The sequence below is a fragment of the Billgrantia desiderata genome (assembly GCF_900108215.1).
GTDB classification, from domain to species: domain Bacteria; phylum Pseudomonadota; class Gammaproteobacteria; order Pseudomonadales; family Halomonadaceae; genus Halomonas; species Halomonas desiderata.
On sequence record NZ_FNVC01000031.1, the window covers coordinates 12,153 to 29,319 of the forward strand.

Sequence of the window (17,167 nt, forward strand, 5' to 3'; positions counted from 1 at the left end):
CTTTTCGTACAAGCCTAGGCCCGACCTGAAATACCAGCGGCTGCTCAGTCCTCCTCATCCATACGCGCTTCGTACCAGTCGAGCGCCTGCTCCATGCGGTCGTAGCCCCAGAAGGGCTCGTCGCCGGCCATGAAGAACGGCGCACCGAAGATGCCCAGCGCCTGGGCCCGTTCGGTGGCCTTGCGCAGCGCTTCCTTGACCTCGGGCCGCTGGCTCTGCTTCAGCAGCACCTCGGCATCGAGATTGACCTCGGCCAGGCAGTTGGCGATGACTGCGGGATCGGCGATGTCCTGATCGTGCTCGAAGTTGGCACGGTACACGCTGCGCACGAAAGCCGGTACCCAGGGCTCCTGGGCGTGCCAGTTGACGATGCGTGCCGCTAGCAGGCCACTGCGCGGAAACTGCGAGGGCCGGTGGAAGCGGATGCCGTCGCGCTCGCACAGGCGTTCGATGTCGCGCCACATGTAGCGCCCCTTGGCCGGAAACAGCTTGAAGGGTGTATCGTTCCAGCCTTGGGCCTGGAAGATCGGCCCCAGCAGGAACGGCTGCCAGTGCACCTCGATGTCGCGCTCAGCCGCCAGATGCTCGAGCTTCATCGCAGCCGGATAGGAGTAGGTGCTGGCAAATTCGAACCAGAAGGTGAACGTCATGGCGGTTCCTCGTGTTTCGTTACAGCCTCGGCTGACTGGCGCCTGAGTGCAAGCTCCTTTCGCTTGCCACCCCTGCTCCGTCAGTACTTGACCCGGGTCATGCACTTTCCGTTCAGCTCCTCCATACTGAAGTGTATTAGGAAAGGAGAAAATCCGGTGCCCCACCCTCTGAACGTCACGCAGATCTATCGCGCCTGCCCCGAGGATGCCTTCGATTTCGAGGTGACCAGCGAGCTGGAGTCGCTGGACATGCTGAGCGGCCACGACCGCGCCCGCGACGCGCTGGACTTCGGCACCTCCATGCGCAGCGAAGGGTTCAATCTGTATGTGCTGGGCCACCCGGGCCACGGCAAGCACCAGTTGGTGGGGCGTTTTCTCGCCGAGCGCTCTCACGACGAGCCTACCCCGCCGGATATCGCCTACCGCTACAATTTCGAGGAGCCTTCCCAGCCGCTGCATCTGCTGTTGCCGACCGGCATGGGCCGCGTACTGCGCGCCGACATCGAGCAACTGGTAGAGGAGCTGCGCACCGCCATTCCCGCGGTGTTCGAGGGCGACGAGTACCAGAACCGCCTGCACGAGCTGAAGCAGGCCATGGGCGAGCGCCAGCGGGACGCCGTAGAGGGCGTGCGCCGCGAGGCGCGCGAGCACGACATCCTGCTGCTCTCCACCCCCAACGGCTTCACCTTTGCCCCGGCGGCCACCAAGGACAAGATGATGTCGCCGGAGGAGTTCGAGCGGCTTCCGCGCGACGAGCGCGAGCGTATCGAAGGCACGGTTCAGGTGCTGCAGAAGAAGCTTTCCCAGGCCATCCGCCAGATGCCGCGCCTGGCCAAGCAGCTGCGCGAGCAGATCACGGCGCTGAACCAGGAGATGCTGCAAACCGCCATCGACGCCCCGCTGGCCGAACTTGAAGAGCGCTATGCCGACCACGACGGCATCCTGAACCACCTGACGGCGTTGCGCGATGCGATGGTGCTGCACGTGGATGCGTTCGTGGCCGAGGAGCCGGAGATACCGCCGGAGGCGATCTTCAGCCGCTTCCACATCAACCTGATCGTCGACAACACCCACTGCGATGGCGCGCCCGTGGTGTATCTCGATCTGCCTACGCATCAGCACCTGGTGGGGCGCATCGAGCATCACGTGCACAACGGCACGCTGGTCACGGATTACTCGCTGATTCGTGCCGGCGGCCTGCACCGGGCGAACGGCGGCTATCTGGTGCTCGACGTGCGTGCGTTGCTGATGCACGCCGGCGCCTGGGAAACCCTGAAGCGCGTGCTGCGCGCCGGCGAGATTCGTACCGAGTCGCTGGAGCAGGCCTATGGGCTGATCAGCACCACCACGCTCGAGCCTGAGCCGGTGCCGCTGGATCTCAAGGTGGTGCTGCTCGGCGAGCGCCTGTTCTATTACCTGCTGTGCGAGAACGATCCCGACTTCCTGGAGCTGTTCAAGGTACAGGCGGACCTGGAAGACGAGCTGGATCGCAACCCTGGCAACCAGCCGCTCTATGCCCGCATGGTGGCCACGCTGGCACGGGAGTCGGCCCTGCGTCCGCTGGATCGCAGCGGCGTGGCAGCGGTGATCGAGCGCGCCAGCCGCCTGGCCGACGACCAGACCAAGCTGACCGCGCGCCATCGTGCCCTGAGCGACCTGCTGGAAGAGGCCGACCACTGGGCCGAGCGTGACGACGCCCAGGTGATCGCCCGTGCCCATGTCGAGAAGGCGGTGGAGCAGCAGCTGTGGCGGGCCAGCCGCATTCACGAGCGCAGCCACGAGGCGATTGCCCGCGGCACCGTGGCGATCCAGCTCGATGGCTCGGTGATCGGTCAGGTCAACGGGCTTTCGGTGATGAGCCTGGGCGACTACGCCTTCGGCCAGCCCACGCGGATCACGGCCACGGCGCGGCCCGGGCCCGGCCATGTGGTGGACATCGAGCGTGAGGCGCGGCTCGGCGGGCGCATTCACTCCAAGGCGGTGATGATTCTGTCGCGCTGCCTGGCCAGCCGCTATGCGCCGGATGCGCCGCTGTCGCTATCGGCCAGCCTGGCCTTCGAGCAGTCCTATGGCGGCATCGAGGGCGACAGCGCCTCGGTGGCCGAGGCGTGCGTGTTGATCTCGGCCATCGCCCGGGTGGGTATCGAACAGCGCTTTGCCGTCACCGGCTCCATCGACCAGCACGGGCGGGTACAGGCGGTGGGCGGGGTCAACGAGAAGATCGAGGGATTTTTCGATATCTGCCAGGCACGCGGCGGCGTCAAGGGCCATGGCGTACTGCTGCCCGCCACCAACGTGGAGCAATTGATGCTCAAGCAGACGGTGCGCGACGCCGTTGCTGCCGGCGACTTCCATATCTACGCCATCGAGACGCTGGACGAGGCGCTTGAACTGCTCACCGGCATGTCCCCTGGCGAGCGTGACGATGAAGGCCACTATCCTGCAGAGAGCCTGAACGGCAAGGTGGTCGAACGGCTCGAGGCCTTCCATCGGGCAGCGAAGAAGCGTGCCGCCGCTGACCCCGACGATGCCCAGGACAAGAACGGCGGCAAGCCCGAGGGTGGGAACGGAGACAAGGAAGGCGATCCAGAGAGCGAGGAGCCCCGGCGATGAGCACTGAGGATGCGCCTACCCACGGCGGGCAGGTAAGCGAAAACGGCACGGCTCTGGAAGCGGCCCGGGTTCTCGCCCTGCTCGATGCTTCCCGCCACAGCCTGGCGGCGCTTACTGCTGCGGTGAACCTGGCCAGCCTGCGCCACGCCGAACTGGTCGCGCTCTACGTGGAGGACATGGACCTGCTGCGCTGCGCCGCCTTCCCCTTCTCGTGCGAGATCGGCGCGCAATCGGGCCTGTCGCGCCCGCTCACTCCCGATTCGCTGGAAACCAGCATTGCCCGCCAGTTGCAGCGGGTGCACCAGGCGCTCGCCGGCGCCGTGGCCGGACGCAGCCTGCGTCATCGCCTGGAGGTCGCCCGCGGGCAGGTGGTATCGGCCGCGCTGACCATGGCCGCCCCCGAAGACGTGCTGGTGCTGGGCAAGGCCGGTACGACGGAACGCTGGGGCACCCGGCTGGGCTCCACCAGCCGCCGCTTGATTATGGAAGCTCCCTGCACGGTACTGCTGTGGGACGAGCGCCACCCCTTCAAGCGCGGACCGCTGCGCTGGCTGAGGCCCGTAGCCGGGGAAAGCGAAGCGCCGCCGGCCATGGCGGAGTGGCTGGCGGCACTGTTCGAGGACGGTGCCCCGCTGCCCGTCAGCCATGCCTACGAGCTGGAGCGAGCCTTGGCACATGCCAATGCCGGCGGCCTGCTGCTCCACCGCAGCGAGCTGGAGAGCCTGCTGAACGAGGATTCGGAGCTGATTGCAAGGGTGCCGCTGCCTATTCTGGTGGTTCCCTAGCGGTGCAGCCTAGAGCTCCTTGTTCTCCTCTACTCGCCTCCTCATCCAGGCGCCGACGAGCAGCAGCAGCGCCAGGGCAATGAGCGGCAGGATGAGATCCAGGGTAATGAAGTCGTCGCCCCGGGAGACGGCCTGCAGGCCGCTGTGAATGGCGCTGGCGTAGACCGCCCACTTGATGCCCAGCCCCAGTGCGGCGGCCATGACGAAGGTAGAGAGCGGCAGGCGACAGAGCCCCGCGGCATAGTTGATCACTGAGTGAGGAAAGCCGGGCAGCACCCGCAGCGCGCACTGGGTCAACAGGTCGCCGCGCTTGGTGAGCATTTCCATGATCTTGCGGGTCAAGCCTTTCGGGTTCCAACGCTCGCCGACCCGAGCCGCCAGGTAGTAGGCCCCCAGCGCACCGCTGACGCTACCGAGGATGAGCATCGGCGTGGCGATGTGGGGTGGATAGAAAGGTGCGATGAGCCACAGGCCGATACTGCCTGGCAGGCCCACGGCCAGCGTCACGGCCATGGTGAGCATGACGCCGATGACGACGAGAGGATGATGTGAAGTCTGTTCGACCCAGTGCCTTATGGCGGTGAGGTCAGGAGAGTGCCAGAACCAGACATAGGCAGCCATGGTGGCACTGGCCCCCACGGCAACCCAGCGCCAGCGGCGGCGAAGTGACGAGTCGTTCGGCATCGGCTAGCTTCCCTTCGATTTGCGCCAATGGTGCCATGCCCGCTTCTAGAGGTCACTTCCGCGTGCCTTGCCGGCGCCCCAGCCATTCCGAGCCTGGGTGAAAATTCGAGCCATGTGGTGGCCTAGGCGTCGAGCTCGCCCTGCTTCTCTTGTGTCTCCAACTGAGGCGCTACCGAGCCCTCGGCAGGCTCCAGCGGTGGCTCTTGCAGCCGCTGCATGGTGGCAACCCGCAGGTCGATATAGCGCAGCAGCCCGAGTTGGGCGAACAGCACCGCCAGGCACCACATAAACCCCTTGATAACGCTCACGCTGGTTTCCTCGCTGAGGCCGACGGGGCCTCGTCAAGACGAGTGTAGCCCTACTCCGGGAAAAGAAAAAGATAGCTGCCTAACTTTTAGGCGCTGACTTTTACACGACATGCCACGCGAGCCTACAGCCTCTCTTCCACTCGCTCGAGGATCTGCCGGCTGACCTTGCTGACGAGCGGCTTGGCGGCCTTGGCCACGGCCTTCTCGACCAAGCGGTTGCGCAGCGTGTAGGTGAGCGTGAAGGAGACCTCGGTACCCGCTTCCACCGGGCTGAGGCGATAGCAACCCTCGTTGTGCACCCCTTCCACCGATTGCCACGCCAGCACCTCGGGCGGCCGGTTCTCGGTGATGGCCACGTCGAAGGTCCAGTCCATGCCGACGGCATGCACGTGCCAACGGTAGCGTTGGCCGCCGAGGGGTTCGATCCGCTTGATCAGATCGGAGTAGTCGACGAAATCCTCGACCCGCTCGAGCAGGGCAAAGACCCGCTCCGGTGGCGCCTGGAGAATTGCACTGTGTTCGATGGTGGCCATGCGGTTCCCTATGCTGCACTTCGACGCTAAAATGCTTCACTTTCACATTGCAGGGTACTCCCCCTGCCCTACAGCGGCTATCGCGAAGATGTCCTGCCAGTTGCGATAGCTCAGCTTTATCCAAGAGGTTTAGTAATGTCCACTCCCAAGGTCGGTTTCGTCTCACTAGGCTGCCCCAAGGCGCTGGTGGATTCCGAGCGCATCCTGACTCAGCTGCGCACGGACGGCTACGAGATCGTGCCCAGCTATGACGACGCCGACGTGGTGGTGGTCAATACCTGCGGCTTCATCGACAGCGCCAAGGCCGAGTCGCTGGATGCCATCGGCGAGGCGATTGCCGAGAACGGCAAGGTGATCGTCACCGGCTGCATGGGCGTGGACGAGGCGGCGATTCGCGACGTTCACCCCAGCGTGCTGGCCGTGACCGGCCCGCAGCAGTACGAGCGCGTAGTGGGCGCCGTGCACGAGGCGGCCCCGCATCGCCACCAGCACGACCCGCACATCGATCTGGTGCCGGCCCAGGGCGTGAAGCTGACCCCTCGCCACTATGCCTACCTGAAGATCTCCGAAGGCTGCAACCACAGCTGCAGCTTCTGCATCATCCCTTCCATGCGCGGCAAGCTGGTGAGCCGCCCGGTGGGCGACGTGCTGCGCGAGGCCGAAGGGCTGGCCAAGGCCGGCGTGAAGGAGCTGCTGGTGATCTCTCAGGACACCAGCGCCTACGGCCTGGACCTGCGCTACGCGCCGAGCGAGTGGCGCGGTCGTGAGGTGAAGACCCGCCTCACCGAGCTGTGCGAGGCGCTCTCCGAACTGGGCATTCGCGTGCGGCTGCACTACGTGTACCCCTACCCCCACGTGGACGAGCTGATCCCGCTGATGGCCGAGGGCAAGATCCTGCCCTACCTGGACATCCCCTTCCAGCACGCCAGCCCCAAGGTGCTCAAGGCGATGAAGCGCCCCGCCTTCGAGGACAAGACCCTGGCCCGCATCAAGCGCTGGCGCGAGATCTGTCCCGAGCTGACCATTCGCTCCACCTTCATCGTCGGCTTCCCCGGCGAGACCGAGGAGGACTTCCAGTACCTGCTCGACTGGCTGAGCGAAGCGCAGCTCGACCGCGTGGGCTGCTTCCAGTACTCCCCGGTGGATGGTGCGCCGGCCAACGAGCTGGGCCTGGAGCCGGTGCCGGATGAGGTGAAGCAGGAGCGCTGGGAGCGTTTCATGGCGCACCAGCAGCAGATCTCCGCCGCTCGCCTGGAGCGCAAGATCGGCCGCGAGATCGAGGTGCTGGTCGATGAGGTCGACGAAGACGGCCCCATCGGCCGCAGTGAAGCCGATGCCCCCGAGATCGACGGCATGGTGTTCCTGGAGTCCAAGCGCACCCTGCGCCCCGGCGACGTGGTGCGCGCTCGCGTGACCAACGCCGACGAGTACGACCTCTGGGCGGAGGTGATAGAAGAATCTCAACCGGTAAAATTCATGGATTTTTATAGTGCTTGAATAACGGGTCCTGAATAAAAAGCCCAGACGCAAAAACGCCACCCTAGGGTGGCGTTTTTGTTGGCTGTAAAGCCGGGTTCGGGCTCCGCGAACGGAGCCCGAGGGACGATCAGTCCTGACCCATCTGCTGCTTGATCAGGTCGCCGATGGTGGTCGGGCCACCGGTTTCGACTTCCTGCTCGCGCAGCTTCTTCAGGTTCTGACGAGTGTCGTCCTGCTCCTTGGCCTTGATCGACAGGTTGATCGCGCGGTTCTTGCGATCGACGTTGACGATACGGGCTTCGACGGTGTCGCCTTCGCTCAGCACGTTGCGAGCGTCTTCGACGCGGTCGGCGCTGATTTCGGAAGCCTTGAGCACGGCAACGACGTCAGTGGCCAGCTCGATGTGAGCTTCCTTGGCGTCGACTTCGATCACGCGACCGGAGACGATGGAGCCCTTGTCGTTAACGGCCAGGTACTCGGCCACCGGGTCGGAGTCGAGCTGCTTGATGCCAAGCGAAATGCGCTCACGCTCCGGGTCGATGGAGAGGATGACGGCTTCGGCTTCGTCGCCCTTCTTGAAGCGACGCACGGCTTCTTCGCCAGTCTCGGACCAGGAGAGGTCGGAGAGGTGAACCAGACCGTCGATACCGCCTTCCAGACCGATGAAGATACCGAAGTCGGTGATCGACTTGATGGTACCGGACACACGGTCGCCCTTGTTGTACTGGGCGTTGAAGGTTTCCCACGGGTTCGGGGTGCACTGCTTGATACCCAGGGAGATACGACGACGCTCTTCGTCGATGTCGAGGATCATGACATCCACTTCGTCGCCGATGTTGACGACCTTGGACGGGTGGATGTTCTTGTTGGTCCAGTCCATCTCGGAGACGTGAACCAGGCCTTCGACACCCTCTTCCAGCTCGGCGAAGCAGCCGTAGTCGGTGAGGTTGGTGACGCGAGCCGGAACGACGGTACCCTCGGGGTAACGCTCGGTGATGCTGACCCACGGATCTTCGCCCAGCTGCTTCAGCCCCAGGGAGACGCGGTTGCGCTCGCGGTCGAACTTCAGCACTTTGACGTTGATCTCGTCGCCCACGGCAACGATTTCGCTCGGATGCTTGATGCGCTTCCAAGCCATGTCGGTGATGTGCAGCAGGCCATCGACGCCGCCCAGGTCGACGAAGGCGCCGTAGTCGGTGAGGTTCTTGACGATACCGACGATCTGCTGGCCTTCCTGCAGGGTGGCGAGCAGCGCTTCACGCTCGGCGCTGTTCTCGGCTTCGAGCACGGCACGGCGGGAAACGACAACGTTGTTGCGCTTCGGGTCGAGCTTGATGACCTTGAAGTCGAGTTCCTTGTGCTCGAGATGCGTGGTGTCGCGCACCGGACGCACGTCGACCAGGGAACCCGGGAGGAATGCACGGATGGAGTCGATGTCGACGGTGAAGCCGCCCTTGACCTTGCCGTTGATCACGCCCTTGACGATTTCTTCCTTCTCGAAGGCCGCTTCCAGAATCTTCCACGCCTCGGCGCGCTTGGCCTTCTCGCGAGACAGACGGGTCTCGCCGAAACCGTCTTCGACGGCTTCCAGGGCGACGCTGACTTCATCGCCGACGGCGATGGTGAGCTCGCCGTTATCGTCGCGGAACTGCGCCGCGGGAATCTGCCCTTCAGACTTCAGGCCGGCATTGACGGTGACCCAGTCACCTTCGATGTCGACGACGGTAGCCGTGACGATGGCGCCCGGCTCCATGTTGATGTCCTGCAGTGACTGTTCAAACAGTTCAGCAAAGCTTTCGCTCATGATTTTCCTACGTGATCAACGGTGTTGAGGCGTTGCCGCCTTCTCCGCACCACCAGCGAGTGCGGGCCTTATTTACCAAACCCCCGAGGATGTTAGCGCTGGTTGGACCTGGCCGGGCTTGCAAGAATTTAGTGCCCGACCATGCCATGACATCCGTTCGAGGGCGCCGCAAGGGAGATCAAGTTTCGGGGACGAGGCCACGCTGGGCCAGCCACTCCGTCAACCGTTCCACCACTTCCGGTATACTCAGGCTCGTGGTATCAAGCGTTATGGCGTCATCGGCCGGCTTGAGTGGAGCCACGCTGCGTTGCATGTCGCGTGCATCGCGTGCCTGAATTTCCTTCAAAAGACTCGATAGACTAGCATCCACCCCCGCCTCCTGCAACTGAAGGTGGCGCCTGCGCGCCCGTTCCTCGGGGCTTGCTGTGAGGAAAACCTTCAGTTCGGCATCGGGGAAAACCACGGTGCCCATGTCGCGCCCGTCGGCCACCAGCCCGGGGGGCTGGCGGAAGTCGCGCTGACGCTGCAGCAGCGCCTGACGCACGCCGTTGAGCGCCGCCACCTGGGAGGCGGCGTCGCCCACCTGCTCGGTGCGGATCTCGCGGCTGACGTCGTCACCTTCGAGCAGCACGCGGGTGCTCTCTGCCTCGGCAACGAACACCACGTCGAGACCGGCGGCCACCCGCTCCAGCGCGGCTTCGTCGTTCAGCGCCACGCCATGGCGCATGGCCGCCAGCGCGGTGAGCCGATACAGCGCACCGCTGTCGAGCAGATGCCAGCCCAGGCGCTCGGCGACCAGACGGCTGATGGTGCCCTTACCGGCACCACCGGGTCCATCGAGGGTCAGCACCTTGGCCGTTTCGCTCATGCGTTCTCCCCTGTGTTCCTGACCTCTTCTTCGCTGACCCGCAGGCCGACCGTGCGCGCCAGCTCGGTGAAGCCGGGGAACGAGGTGGCCACGTTGGCGCAGTCGTCGATGACGATCTCCTCGCCGGCCCGCAGCGAGGCCACCACGAACGACATGGCGATACGGTGGTCGCCCAGGCTGTCGATACGCCCGCCGCCGTAGGCGACTTCGCGGTCGCCGGCGCCGACGATGTCGATGCCATCCTCGAGCACGGTGTGCTCGACGCCCAGCGTCGCCAGACCGTCGGCCATGGCCTGAATGCGGTCGGACTCCTTGACCCGCAGCTCCTCGGCGCCGCGCAGCCGCGTGGTGCCGGTGGCGCAGGCGGCGGCGACGAACAGCGCCGGGAACTCATCGATGGCCAGCGGCACCTGATCGAGGGGGATGTCGATGCCCTTGAGCGGCGCGTAGCGGATGTGCAGATCGGCCACCGGCTCGCCGCCCACCTCGCGTTCGTTGGTGAGGTGCAGGTCGGCCCCCATCAGCTTGAGGATGTTGATCACGCCGATGCGGGTGGGGTTGATGCCCACGTGCTCGAGAAGCAGGTTGGAGCCCGGGGTGATCGCCGCCGCCACCAGGAAAAAGGTAGCCGAGGAGATGTCGGAAGGCACGTCGATGGGGGCTGCGCTGAGCTTGCCGCCGCCATTGAGCCAGCAGGTATCGCCTTCGCGATGTACTTCATAGCCAAAGCCGGCCAGCATGCGCTCGGTATGGTCGCGGGTGGGCGCCGGCTCGCGCACGCGGGTCTCGCCTTCGGCATAGAGCCCGGCAAGCAGCAGGCACGACTTCACCTGGGCGCTGGCCATGGGCATGTCGTAGGTGATGCCCTCGAGCTTCTGGCCGCCGTGGATCTTCAGCGGCGGGCGGCCGCCCTCGGCGGTGTCGATCCTGGCGCCCATCAGCCGCAGCGGGTCGGCCACGCGACCCATGGGGCGCTTGGTCAGCGAGGCGTCGCCGATCAGTTCGGTATCGAAGGCCTGGCCCGCCAGCAGGCCGGCAAACAGACGCATGGCGGTACCGGCATTGCCTACGTAGAGCGGCCCGGCCGGCGCCTTGAGCCCGTGCATGCCGACGCCGTGCACGGTAACGCGCCCCTGGTGCGGCCCTTCGATGGCCACGCCCATCTCGCGAAACGCCTGCAGGGTGGCGAGGCTGTCCTCCCCTTCCAGAAAGCCCTTCACTTCGGTCACGCCTTCGGCCAGGGCGCCCAGCATGATCGAGCGATGGGAGATCGACTTGTCGCCCGGCACGCGAATGCGCCCGGCCACGCGGCCACCGGGCGCGGCCCGGAAGGTGAGCTTGCCTTGTTGTTGCATCTGGTATTCCACCTGATAACTGGTCTGGTTCAGGAGAGAGTCGAAGTAGTGTCGTGCATGGCTGGCACGGTCGAAGATGGAGAGCATAGCATCACCGTCGCCCGCTTCCACGGCCTGGCGCAGCCGGCTCAGACCGGCCTCGAAGTCGTCGAGGGAGGCCAGCACGGCGTCGCGGTTGGCGGTGAAGATGTCGCGCCACATGACCGGGTCGCTGCCGGCGATGCGGGTGAAGTCGCGAAAGCCGCCGGCGGCGTAGCGGAAGATCTCCAGCCGTTCGTCCTGGCGCGCCAGGGTGTCCACCAGCGAGAAGGCGAGCAGGTGCGGCAGATGGCTGGTGCGCGCCAGCACCTGGTCGTGGCGCTCCACGTCCATCTCCAGCACTTCGGCGCCGCAGGCACGCCACAGCGCCTGCACCCGGGCCACGGCGGCCGGGGCGGTTTCGCGGGTCGGGGTGAGGATCACCTTGTGCTTGAGGTAAAGCTGCGGGTTCGAAGCCGCCACACCGCTCTTCTCGGAGCCGGCGATGGGATGCCCCAGCACCAGCCCTGCCGGCAGCTCGCCGAAGGCCGCCAGTGCGCAGTCGCGTACCGCCGCCTTGGTACTGCCGACATCGGTGACGACCACCCGTGGCGCCGCCCCGCTCAGCGCCTCACGGGGCAGCAGCTCGGCGAGCTCCTGCATCACGCTGCGCATGGCCAGCACCGGCACCGCCAGCACGATCATGCTGGCACCTTCCACCAGCGCCGCGAGCCGGGTATCGCCGTGGTCGATCAGGCCCATCTCGATGCCGCGCGCGATCTCGCCGGCATCCGGGTCGCAGGATTGGATGGCCCCCTGAAAGCCGGCGGCACGCAGCGCGGCGGCCAGCGAGCCGCCGATCAGCCCCAGGCCGACGATCAGGATTCGCGCTTCGTTCGGCGTCACGCTCGGGTTGCCACGTTCCACCACGCTTACAGCACACCCACGGGGTAGGAGCCGAGCACCTTGAGCTCGGAGGCGCGCAGACGCACTTCCTCGAGCACCGCGGCGACACGCGGTTCGTCCACGTGACCCTTGAAGTCGATGAAGAACACGTAGTTCCACACGCCGGTGCGCGAGGGCCGGGTTTCCAGACGGGTGAGGTCGATGGAGTGACGATGGAACGGTTCGAGCAGTTCGTGCAGTGCGCCGGGCTGGTTGCGCATGGCCACCACGATGGAGGTCTTGTCCTCGCCCGACATCGGCACGTGCTGGCTGCCGATGATCAGGAAGCGCGTGGAGTTGTCGGGGCGATCCTCGATCTTCTCGGCAACCTTCTCCAGGCCGTAGAGCTTGGCCGCCATGTCGCCGGCAATCGCTGCGCTGTGCCACTCGCCCTTGATCATCTTGGCCGCTTCGGCGTTGGACGACACCGGCACCCGTTCGGCCCGCGGATAGTGGGCGTCGAGCCACTTGCGGCACTGCGCCAGCGACTGCGGGTGGGAGTAGACCCGCGAGACCTTGTCGCGCAGGGTGGTGTCGGCCACCAGCAGATGATGGTGAATGCGCAGCACCACCTCGCCGCAGATACGGATCGAGGAGTCCATGAACGAATCGAGGGTGTGGCTGACCACGCCTTCGGTGGAGTTCTCCACCGGCACCACACCGTAGTTGACGGCGCCGGCTTCCACTTCGCGGAAGACTTCGTCGATGGCCGCCATGGGCATGCTCACCGCGCTCTGACCGAAGTGCTTGAGCGCGGCCTGCTGGGTGAAGGTGCCCTCGGGGCCGAGGTAGGCCACCTTGGTGGGCTGCTCCAGCGCCAGGCAGGCGGACATGATCTCGCGGAACAGCCGCGCCATCTCTTCGCTGTTGAGCGGCCCCTGGTTGAGCTCCATGATCCGCCGTAGCACCTGGGCCTCACGCTCGGGGCGGTAGAACACGGCGCCTTTATCGCTCTTGGTCTTGACCTCGGCGACCTGCTTGGCGCACTCGGCGCGGGCGCTGATCAGGCGCAGGATGTCGTTGTCGATCTCATCGATGCGCTGGCGCAGCGTGTCGAGATTGTTGGGGCTATCGGTCATGGCTTATCCCCTGCGTTGCTCGAAGTCGGCCATGAAGTCGATCAAGGTATCGACGGCCGCTTCGGGTACGGCGTTGTAGAGGCTTGCCCGCATGCCACCGACGCTGCGATGGCCCGCGAGGTTGAGCAGCCCGGCTTGTTCGGCTTCGGCCAGGAACGTCTTGTCCAGGCTGGCATCGGCCAGCACGAAGGGCACGTTCATGCGCGAGCGGTTGCGCGGCGCGATGGGGTTGGAATAGAAGCCGCTGGCGTCGATGGCCGCGTAGAGCTTGGCTGCCTTGCGCGCGTTGATCGTCGCCATGGCCTCGAGCCCGCCGATGTCGTGCTTAAGCCACTGGAACACCAGCCCCGCCAGGTACCAGGCGTAGGTGGGCGGCGTATTGACCATGGAGCCCGCCTCGGCCATGGCCTGGTAGTCGAACAGGCTGGGAATGCGCGGGCAGCGCCGGTCGAGCAGGTCGTCGCGCACCAGCACCAGGGTGAGCCCGGCAGGGCCGATGTTCTTCTGCGCACCCGCGTAGATCACGCCGAAACGCGACACGTCGAGCGGCTCGGCCAGGATGCTGGAGGAGTAGTCGCACACCAGCGGCACGCCGACGTCGGGGATGTAGTCGAACTCGAGCCCGCCGATGGTTTCGTTGGCGGTGTAGTGCAGGTAGGCGGCATCGGCGGAGAGCGCGATGTCGGCCTGGGTGGGCACTTCGGCGTGGCCGCTGGGCTCGCTGGAGCCGGCCATGTGCACCGCAAAGCCCAGCTGCCTGGCTTCCGCCAGCGCCTTCTTGCCCCAAATGCCGGTATAGAGGAAATTCGCGGCGCCGCCCTGCCCCAGCAGGTTCATCGGCACCATGGAGAACTGCAGGCTGGCGCCGCCCTGCAGGAACAGCACCTTGTAGTTCTCGGGTACGGCGAGCAGCTCGCGCAGGTCGGCCTCGGCCTGCTCGGCGATGGCGACGAACTCGGGCGAGCGGTGGCTCATCTCCATGACCGAGAGCCCACGGCCCTGGTAGTCGAGCAGCTCTTCCCTTGCGCGTTCCAGCACCGGGGTGGGCAGCGCCGCGGGACCGGCGCAGAAATTATAGTGGCGTGTCATCAGCGTGGTGTTCCGTCTCAGCTCAAGCATGGTTACTGAACCGACACGCGATGGGCTGCTCCGTCGAGAAGTCTCGCGAGGGCGCTGTAAACCCATCCCTGGGCGCTATTTTTGCCTTCCATGGCAAAAAACCCTCGCTCCGACTTCTCCCCGGCGCTCATCGCTCGGCTTGGCGGCAAGCCTTATTCGTCGTTCTGGCTCTCTTCTACGCTGCCGTTCTCGTCCGCATCCGGCCCACTCTGCAGCTCGGCGTTCGGCGCGTCCTCCGCTTCACCCTCGGCGCCATCCTCGAGCTCGCTCGCCGCTTCGGGCTCGTCGATACGCACGGTCTTGACCAGCTTCTCGTCGTTGCCCAGGCGGATCAGCATCACGCCCTGAGTGTTGCGCGAGGTGATCGAGACCTCGTCGACCCGGGTACGCACCAGGGTGCCCCGGTCGGTGATCAGCATCATCTCGTCGGCGGAGTAGACCTGCATGGCGGCAACCAGGGAGCCGTTGCGCTCGCTGGTCTGCATGGCGATGACGCCCTGGCCGCCACGACCGCGCAGCGGGAACTCCTCGAGCCGGGTGCGCTTGCCGTAGCCGTTCTCGGAGGCGGTGAGGATGTAGATCTGGCCGCCGTTGCCGTTCTCCAGCGGCGCGCCCTCTTCGCCCTCGGTTTCGATATCGGCATCGGCGTCGATCTGCTGGCTCTTGGGAATGATCAGGCTGATCACCTCGGCGTCGCCCAGCAGCTTCATGCCGCGCACGCCGCGAGCGGTACGGCCCATGGCGCGCACGTTGCTCTCTTCGAAGCGGATCGCCTTGCCGTTGGACGACAGCAGCATCACATGGTCGTTGCCCGACGTGATGGCGGCCCCCACCAGGCGGTCGCCCTCTTCGATGTCGATGGCGATCAGGCCGACGCTGCGCGGGCGCGAGAACTGATCGAGGCTGGTGCGCTTGACCGTGCCCTTGGCGGTGGCGAAGAAGATGTAGCAATCCGGGCTGTAGTCCTTCACCGGCATGATGGCGTTGATCGCCTCGCCTTCATCCAGCGGCAGCAGGTTGACCAGCGGCTTGCCGCGGGAACCGCGGCTAGCGACGGGCATCTCGTAGACCTTGAGCCAGTACACCTTGCCCTTGTTGGAGAACAGCAGCACGGTGTCGTGAGTGGAGGCCACCAGCAGATGCTCGATGACGTCCTCGTCCTTCATGGCGGTGGCCGACTTGCCGCGACCGCCACGGCGCTGGGCCTGGTAGTCGGAGAGAGGCTGGGTCTTGGCGTAGCCGGTACGCGAGACCGTGACCACCATGTCCTCCTCGGCGATCAGGTCCTCGATGGAGAGGTCGAGATGGCTGGCCTGGATCTCGGTGCGGCGCGGGTCGGCGAACTGATCGCGCACGGCGGCGAGCTCCTCGCGGATCACTTCGAGCAGGCGCTCGCTGGAGGCGAGAATGGCCATCAGCTCGGCGATCTTCTCGAGGATGCCCAGATACTCCTCGAGCAGCTTCTCGGTCTCGAGACCGGTCAGGCGGTGCAGGCGCAGCTCGAGGATGGCCTGGGCCTGGGCCGGCGAGAGACGGTACTCGGTGCCGGTGGTGTTGAGGCCGAAGCCCTCTTCCAGCTCTTCCGGCTTGCACGAGGTGGCGCCGGCGCGCTCGAGCATGGCGGTGACCTGGCCGGGCGGCCAGACCCTGTCGAGCAGCCTCTCCTTGGCCTCGGCGGCGCTCGGCGAGGCCTTGATCAGTTCGATCACCTCGTCGATGTTGGAGATGGCCACGGCCAGGCCTTCGAGGATATGACCGCGCTCGCGGGCCTTCTTCAGCTCGTACAGGGTGCGCCGGGTAACCACTTCACGGCGGTGACGAATGAAGGCTTCGAGGATTTCCTTGAGATTGAGGATCTTCGGCTGGCCGTTCTCGATGGCGACCATGTTGATGCCGAAGACGTTCTGCAACTGGGTCTGGGCGAAGAGGTTGTTGACCACCACCTCGCCGGACTCGCCGCGCTTCACCTCGATCACCACGCGCAGGCCGTCCTTGTCGGACTCGTCGCGCAGCTCGGCGATGCCCTCTATCTTCTTTTCCTTGACCAGCTCGGCGATCTTCTCGATCAGCCGCGCCTTGTTCACCTGGTACGGCAGCTCGGTGACGATGATGTGGTCGCGGCCGCTCTTCTCATGGTACTCGATGGTGTGACGGGCACGTACGTAGATGCGCCCGCGGCCGGTGCGGTAGGCCTCGAGGATGCCGGCGCGGCCGTTGATGATGCCCGCGGTGGGGAAATCGGGGCCGGAGATGTACTCCATCAGATCGTCGACGGTGAGGGTGTAGTCGTCGATCAGCGCCAGACAGCCGTCGATCACCTCGCCCATGTTGTGGGGCGGGATGTTGGTGGCCATGCCCACGGCGATACCCGAGGAGCCGTTGATCAGCAGGTTGGGCACCTTGGTCGGCAGCACCTCGGGAATGCGCTCGGTGCCGTCGTAGTTGTCGACCCAGTCGACGGTGTCCTTGTCGAGATCGGCCAGCAGCTCATGGGCGAGCCGCGCCATGCGCACCTCGGTGTAACGCATGGCCGCCGCGCTGTCGCCGTCGATGGAACCGAAGTTGCCCTGGCCGTCGACCAGCACGTGACGCATGGAGAAGTCCTGCGCCATACGCACGATGGTGTCGTAGACCGCACTGTCACCGTGGGGGTGGTATTTACCGATGACATCGCCCACCACACGGGCCGATTTCTTGTAGGCTTTGTTCCAGTCGTTGCCAAGCTCGTGCATGGCGAACAGTACGCGCCTGTGCACCGGCTTGAGGCCGTCGCGTACGTCCGGTAGCGCGCGGCCGATGATTACGCTCATCGCATAGTCGAGGTACGACTGCTTCAGTTCGTCCTCGATGTTGACTGGCAGAATCTCTCTGGCGATGTCACCCATGGGTCGTCGAATCCTTTGCACTGCAGCGGTTTGGCGCGCTCC

General features: G+C 65.4%; 13 protein-coding genes. 3 read left to right on the top strand and 10 right to left on the bottom strand.

Going from position 1 to position 17,167, the window contains the following annotated elements:
- Positions 1-44 precede the first annotated feature (44 nt).
- Positions 45-650, bottom strand: coding sequence for a 2-hydroxychromene-2-carboxylate isomerase (locus C4S71_RS20200; protein WP_103970342.1), 606 nt, complete (start codon positions 648-650; stop codon positions 45-47).
- Positions 651-806: 156 nt separating this feature from the next.
- On the opposite strand from C4S71_RS20200, the gene C4S71_RS20205 reads away from it, so the two are divergent.
- Positions 807-3,263, top strand: a complete 2,457-nt coding sequence (locus C4S71_RS20205; protein WP_103970343.1) for a Lon protease family protein — start codon at positions 807-809, stop codon at positions 3,261-3,263.
- A complete protein-coding gene (locus C4S71_RS20210) occupies positions 3,260-4,048 on the top strand; it encodes a universal stress protein (protein ID WP_103970344.1) in 789 nt (262 codons plus the stop codon). The genes C4S71_RS20205 and C4S71_RS20210 overlap by 4 nt, the downstream gene beginning before the upstream one ends.
- A 9-nt stretch (positions 4,049-4,057) precedes the next feature.
- Here C4S71_RS20210 and C4S71_RS20215 read toward each other — a convergent pair whose 3' ends face one another.
- The 3 genes from C4S71_RS20215 to C4S71_RS20220 all read right to left on the bottom strand — a co-directional run bounded on the left by C4S71_RS20215 (position 4,058) and on the right by C4S71_RS20220 (position 5,573).
- Positions 4,058-4,732 (bottom strand): TVP38/TMEM64 family protein, encoded by a 675-nt coding sequence (locus C4S71_RS20215; protein WP_103970345.1) that lies wholly within the window; start codon positions 4,730-4,732, stop codon positions 4,058-4,060.
- A 122-nt stretch (positions 4,733-4,854) separates the two neighbouring features.
- On the bottom strand, positions 4,855-5,040 hold the full coding sequence (locus tag C4S71_RS22380) for a hypothetical protein (protein WP_140162449.1): 186 nt from the start codon (positions 5,038-5,040) through the stop codon (positions 4,855-4,857).
- 122 nt (positions 5,041-5,162) lie between these two features.
- Complete coding sequence (locus C4S71_RS20220; RefSeq protein ID WP_103970346.1) at positions 5,163-5,573, bottom strand: SRPBCC family protein; 411 nt, start codon at positions 5,571-5,573, stop codon at positions 5,163-5,165.
- A gap of 135 nt (positions 5,574-5,708) precedes the next feature.
- Here C4S71_RS20220 and rimO point away from each other — a divergent pair, with 135 nt between their 5' ends.
- The gene (gene rimO, locus C4S71_RS20225; protein WP_103970347.1) at positions 5,709-7,070 is read left to right on the top strand and encodes a 30S ribosomal protein S12 methylthiotransferase RimO; all 1,362 of its coding nucleotides are present in this window, start codon (positions 5,709-5,711) and stop codon (positions 7,068-7,070) included.
- Between the two features lie 109 nt (positions 7,071-7,179).
- Here the strand turns inward: rimO and rpsA are convergent, their stop codons facing one another.
- The 6 genes from rpsA to gyrA form a co-directional block, all read right to left on the bottom strand.
- Positions 7,180-8,856, bottom strand: a complete 1,677-nt coding sequence (gene rpsA, locus C4S71_RS20230; RefSeq protein ID WP_086508929.1) for a 30S ribosomal protein S1 — start codon at positions 8,854-8,856, stop codon at positions 7,180-7,182.
- 178 nt (positions 8,857-9,034) lie between these two features.
- Positions 9,035-9,724, bottom strand: a complete 690-nt coding sequence (gene cmk, locus C4S71_RS20235) for a (d)CMP kinase (RefSeq protein ID WP_103970348.1) — start codon at positions 9,722-9,724, stop codon at positions 9,035-9,037.
- Positions 9,721-12,003 carry a bifunctional prephenate dehydrogenase/3-phosphoshikimate 1-carboxyvinyltransferase gene (locus tag C4S71_RS20240; protein WP_103970361.1) on the bottom strand — a complete coding sequence of 761 codons (2,283 nt, stop codon included), beginning with the start codon at positions 12,001-12,003 and terminating at the stop codon, positions 9,721-9,723. The genes cmk and C4S71_RS20240 overlap by 4 nt, the downstream gene beginning before the upstream one ends.
- Before the next feature lie 26 nt (positions 12,004-12,029).
- Positions 12,030-13,121: a prephenate dehydratase gene (pheA, locus tag C4S71_RS20245; protein ID WP_086508931.1), complete on the bottom strand. Its 1,092-nt coding sequence runs from the start codon at positions 13,119-13,121 to the stop codon at positions 12,030-12,032.
- Between the two features lie 3 nt (positions 13,122-13,124).
- The gene (gene serC / locus C4S71_RS20250) at positions 13,125-14,210 is read right to left on the bottom strand and encodes a 3-phosphoserine/phosphohydroxythreonine transaminase (RefSeq protein ID WP_086508941.1); all 1,086 of its coding nucleotides are present in this window, start codon (positions 14,208-14,210) and stop codon (positions 13,125-13,127) included.
- A 182-nt stretch (positions 14,211-14,392) separates the two neighbouring features.
- Positions 14,393-17,125, bottom strand: coding sequence for a DNA gyrase subunit A (gyrA, locus tag C4S71_RS20255; RefSeq protein WP_103970349.1), 2,733 nt, complete (start codon positions 17,123-17,125; stop codon positions 14,393-14,395).
- Between the last annotated feature and the right edge of the window lie 42 nt (positions 17,126-17,167).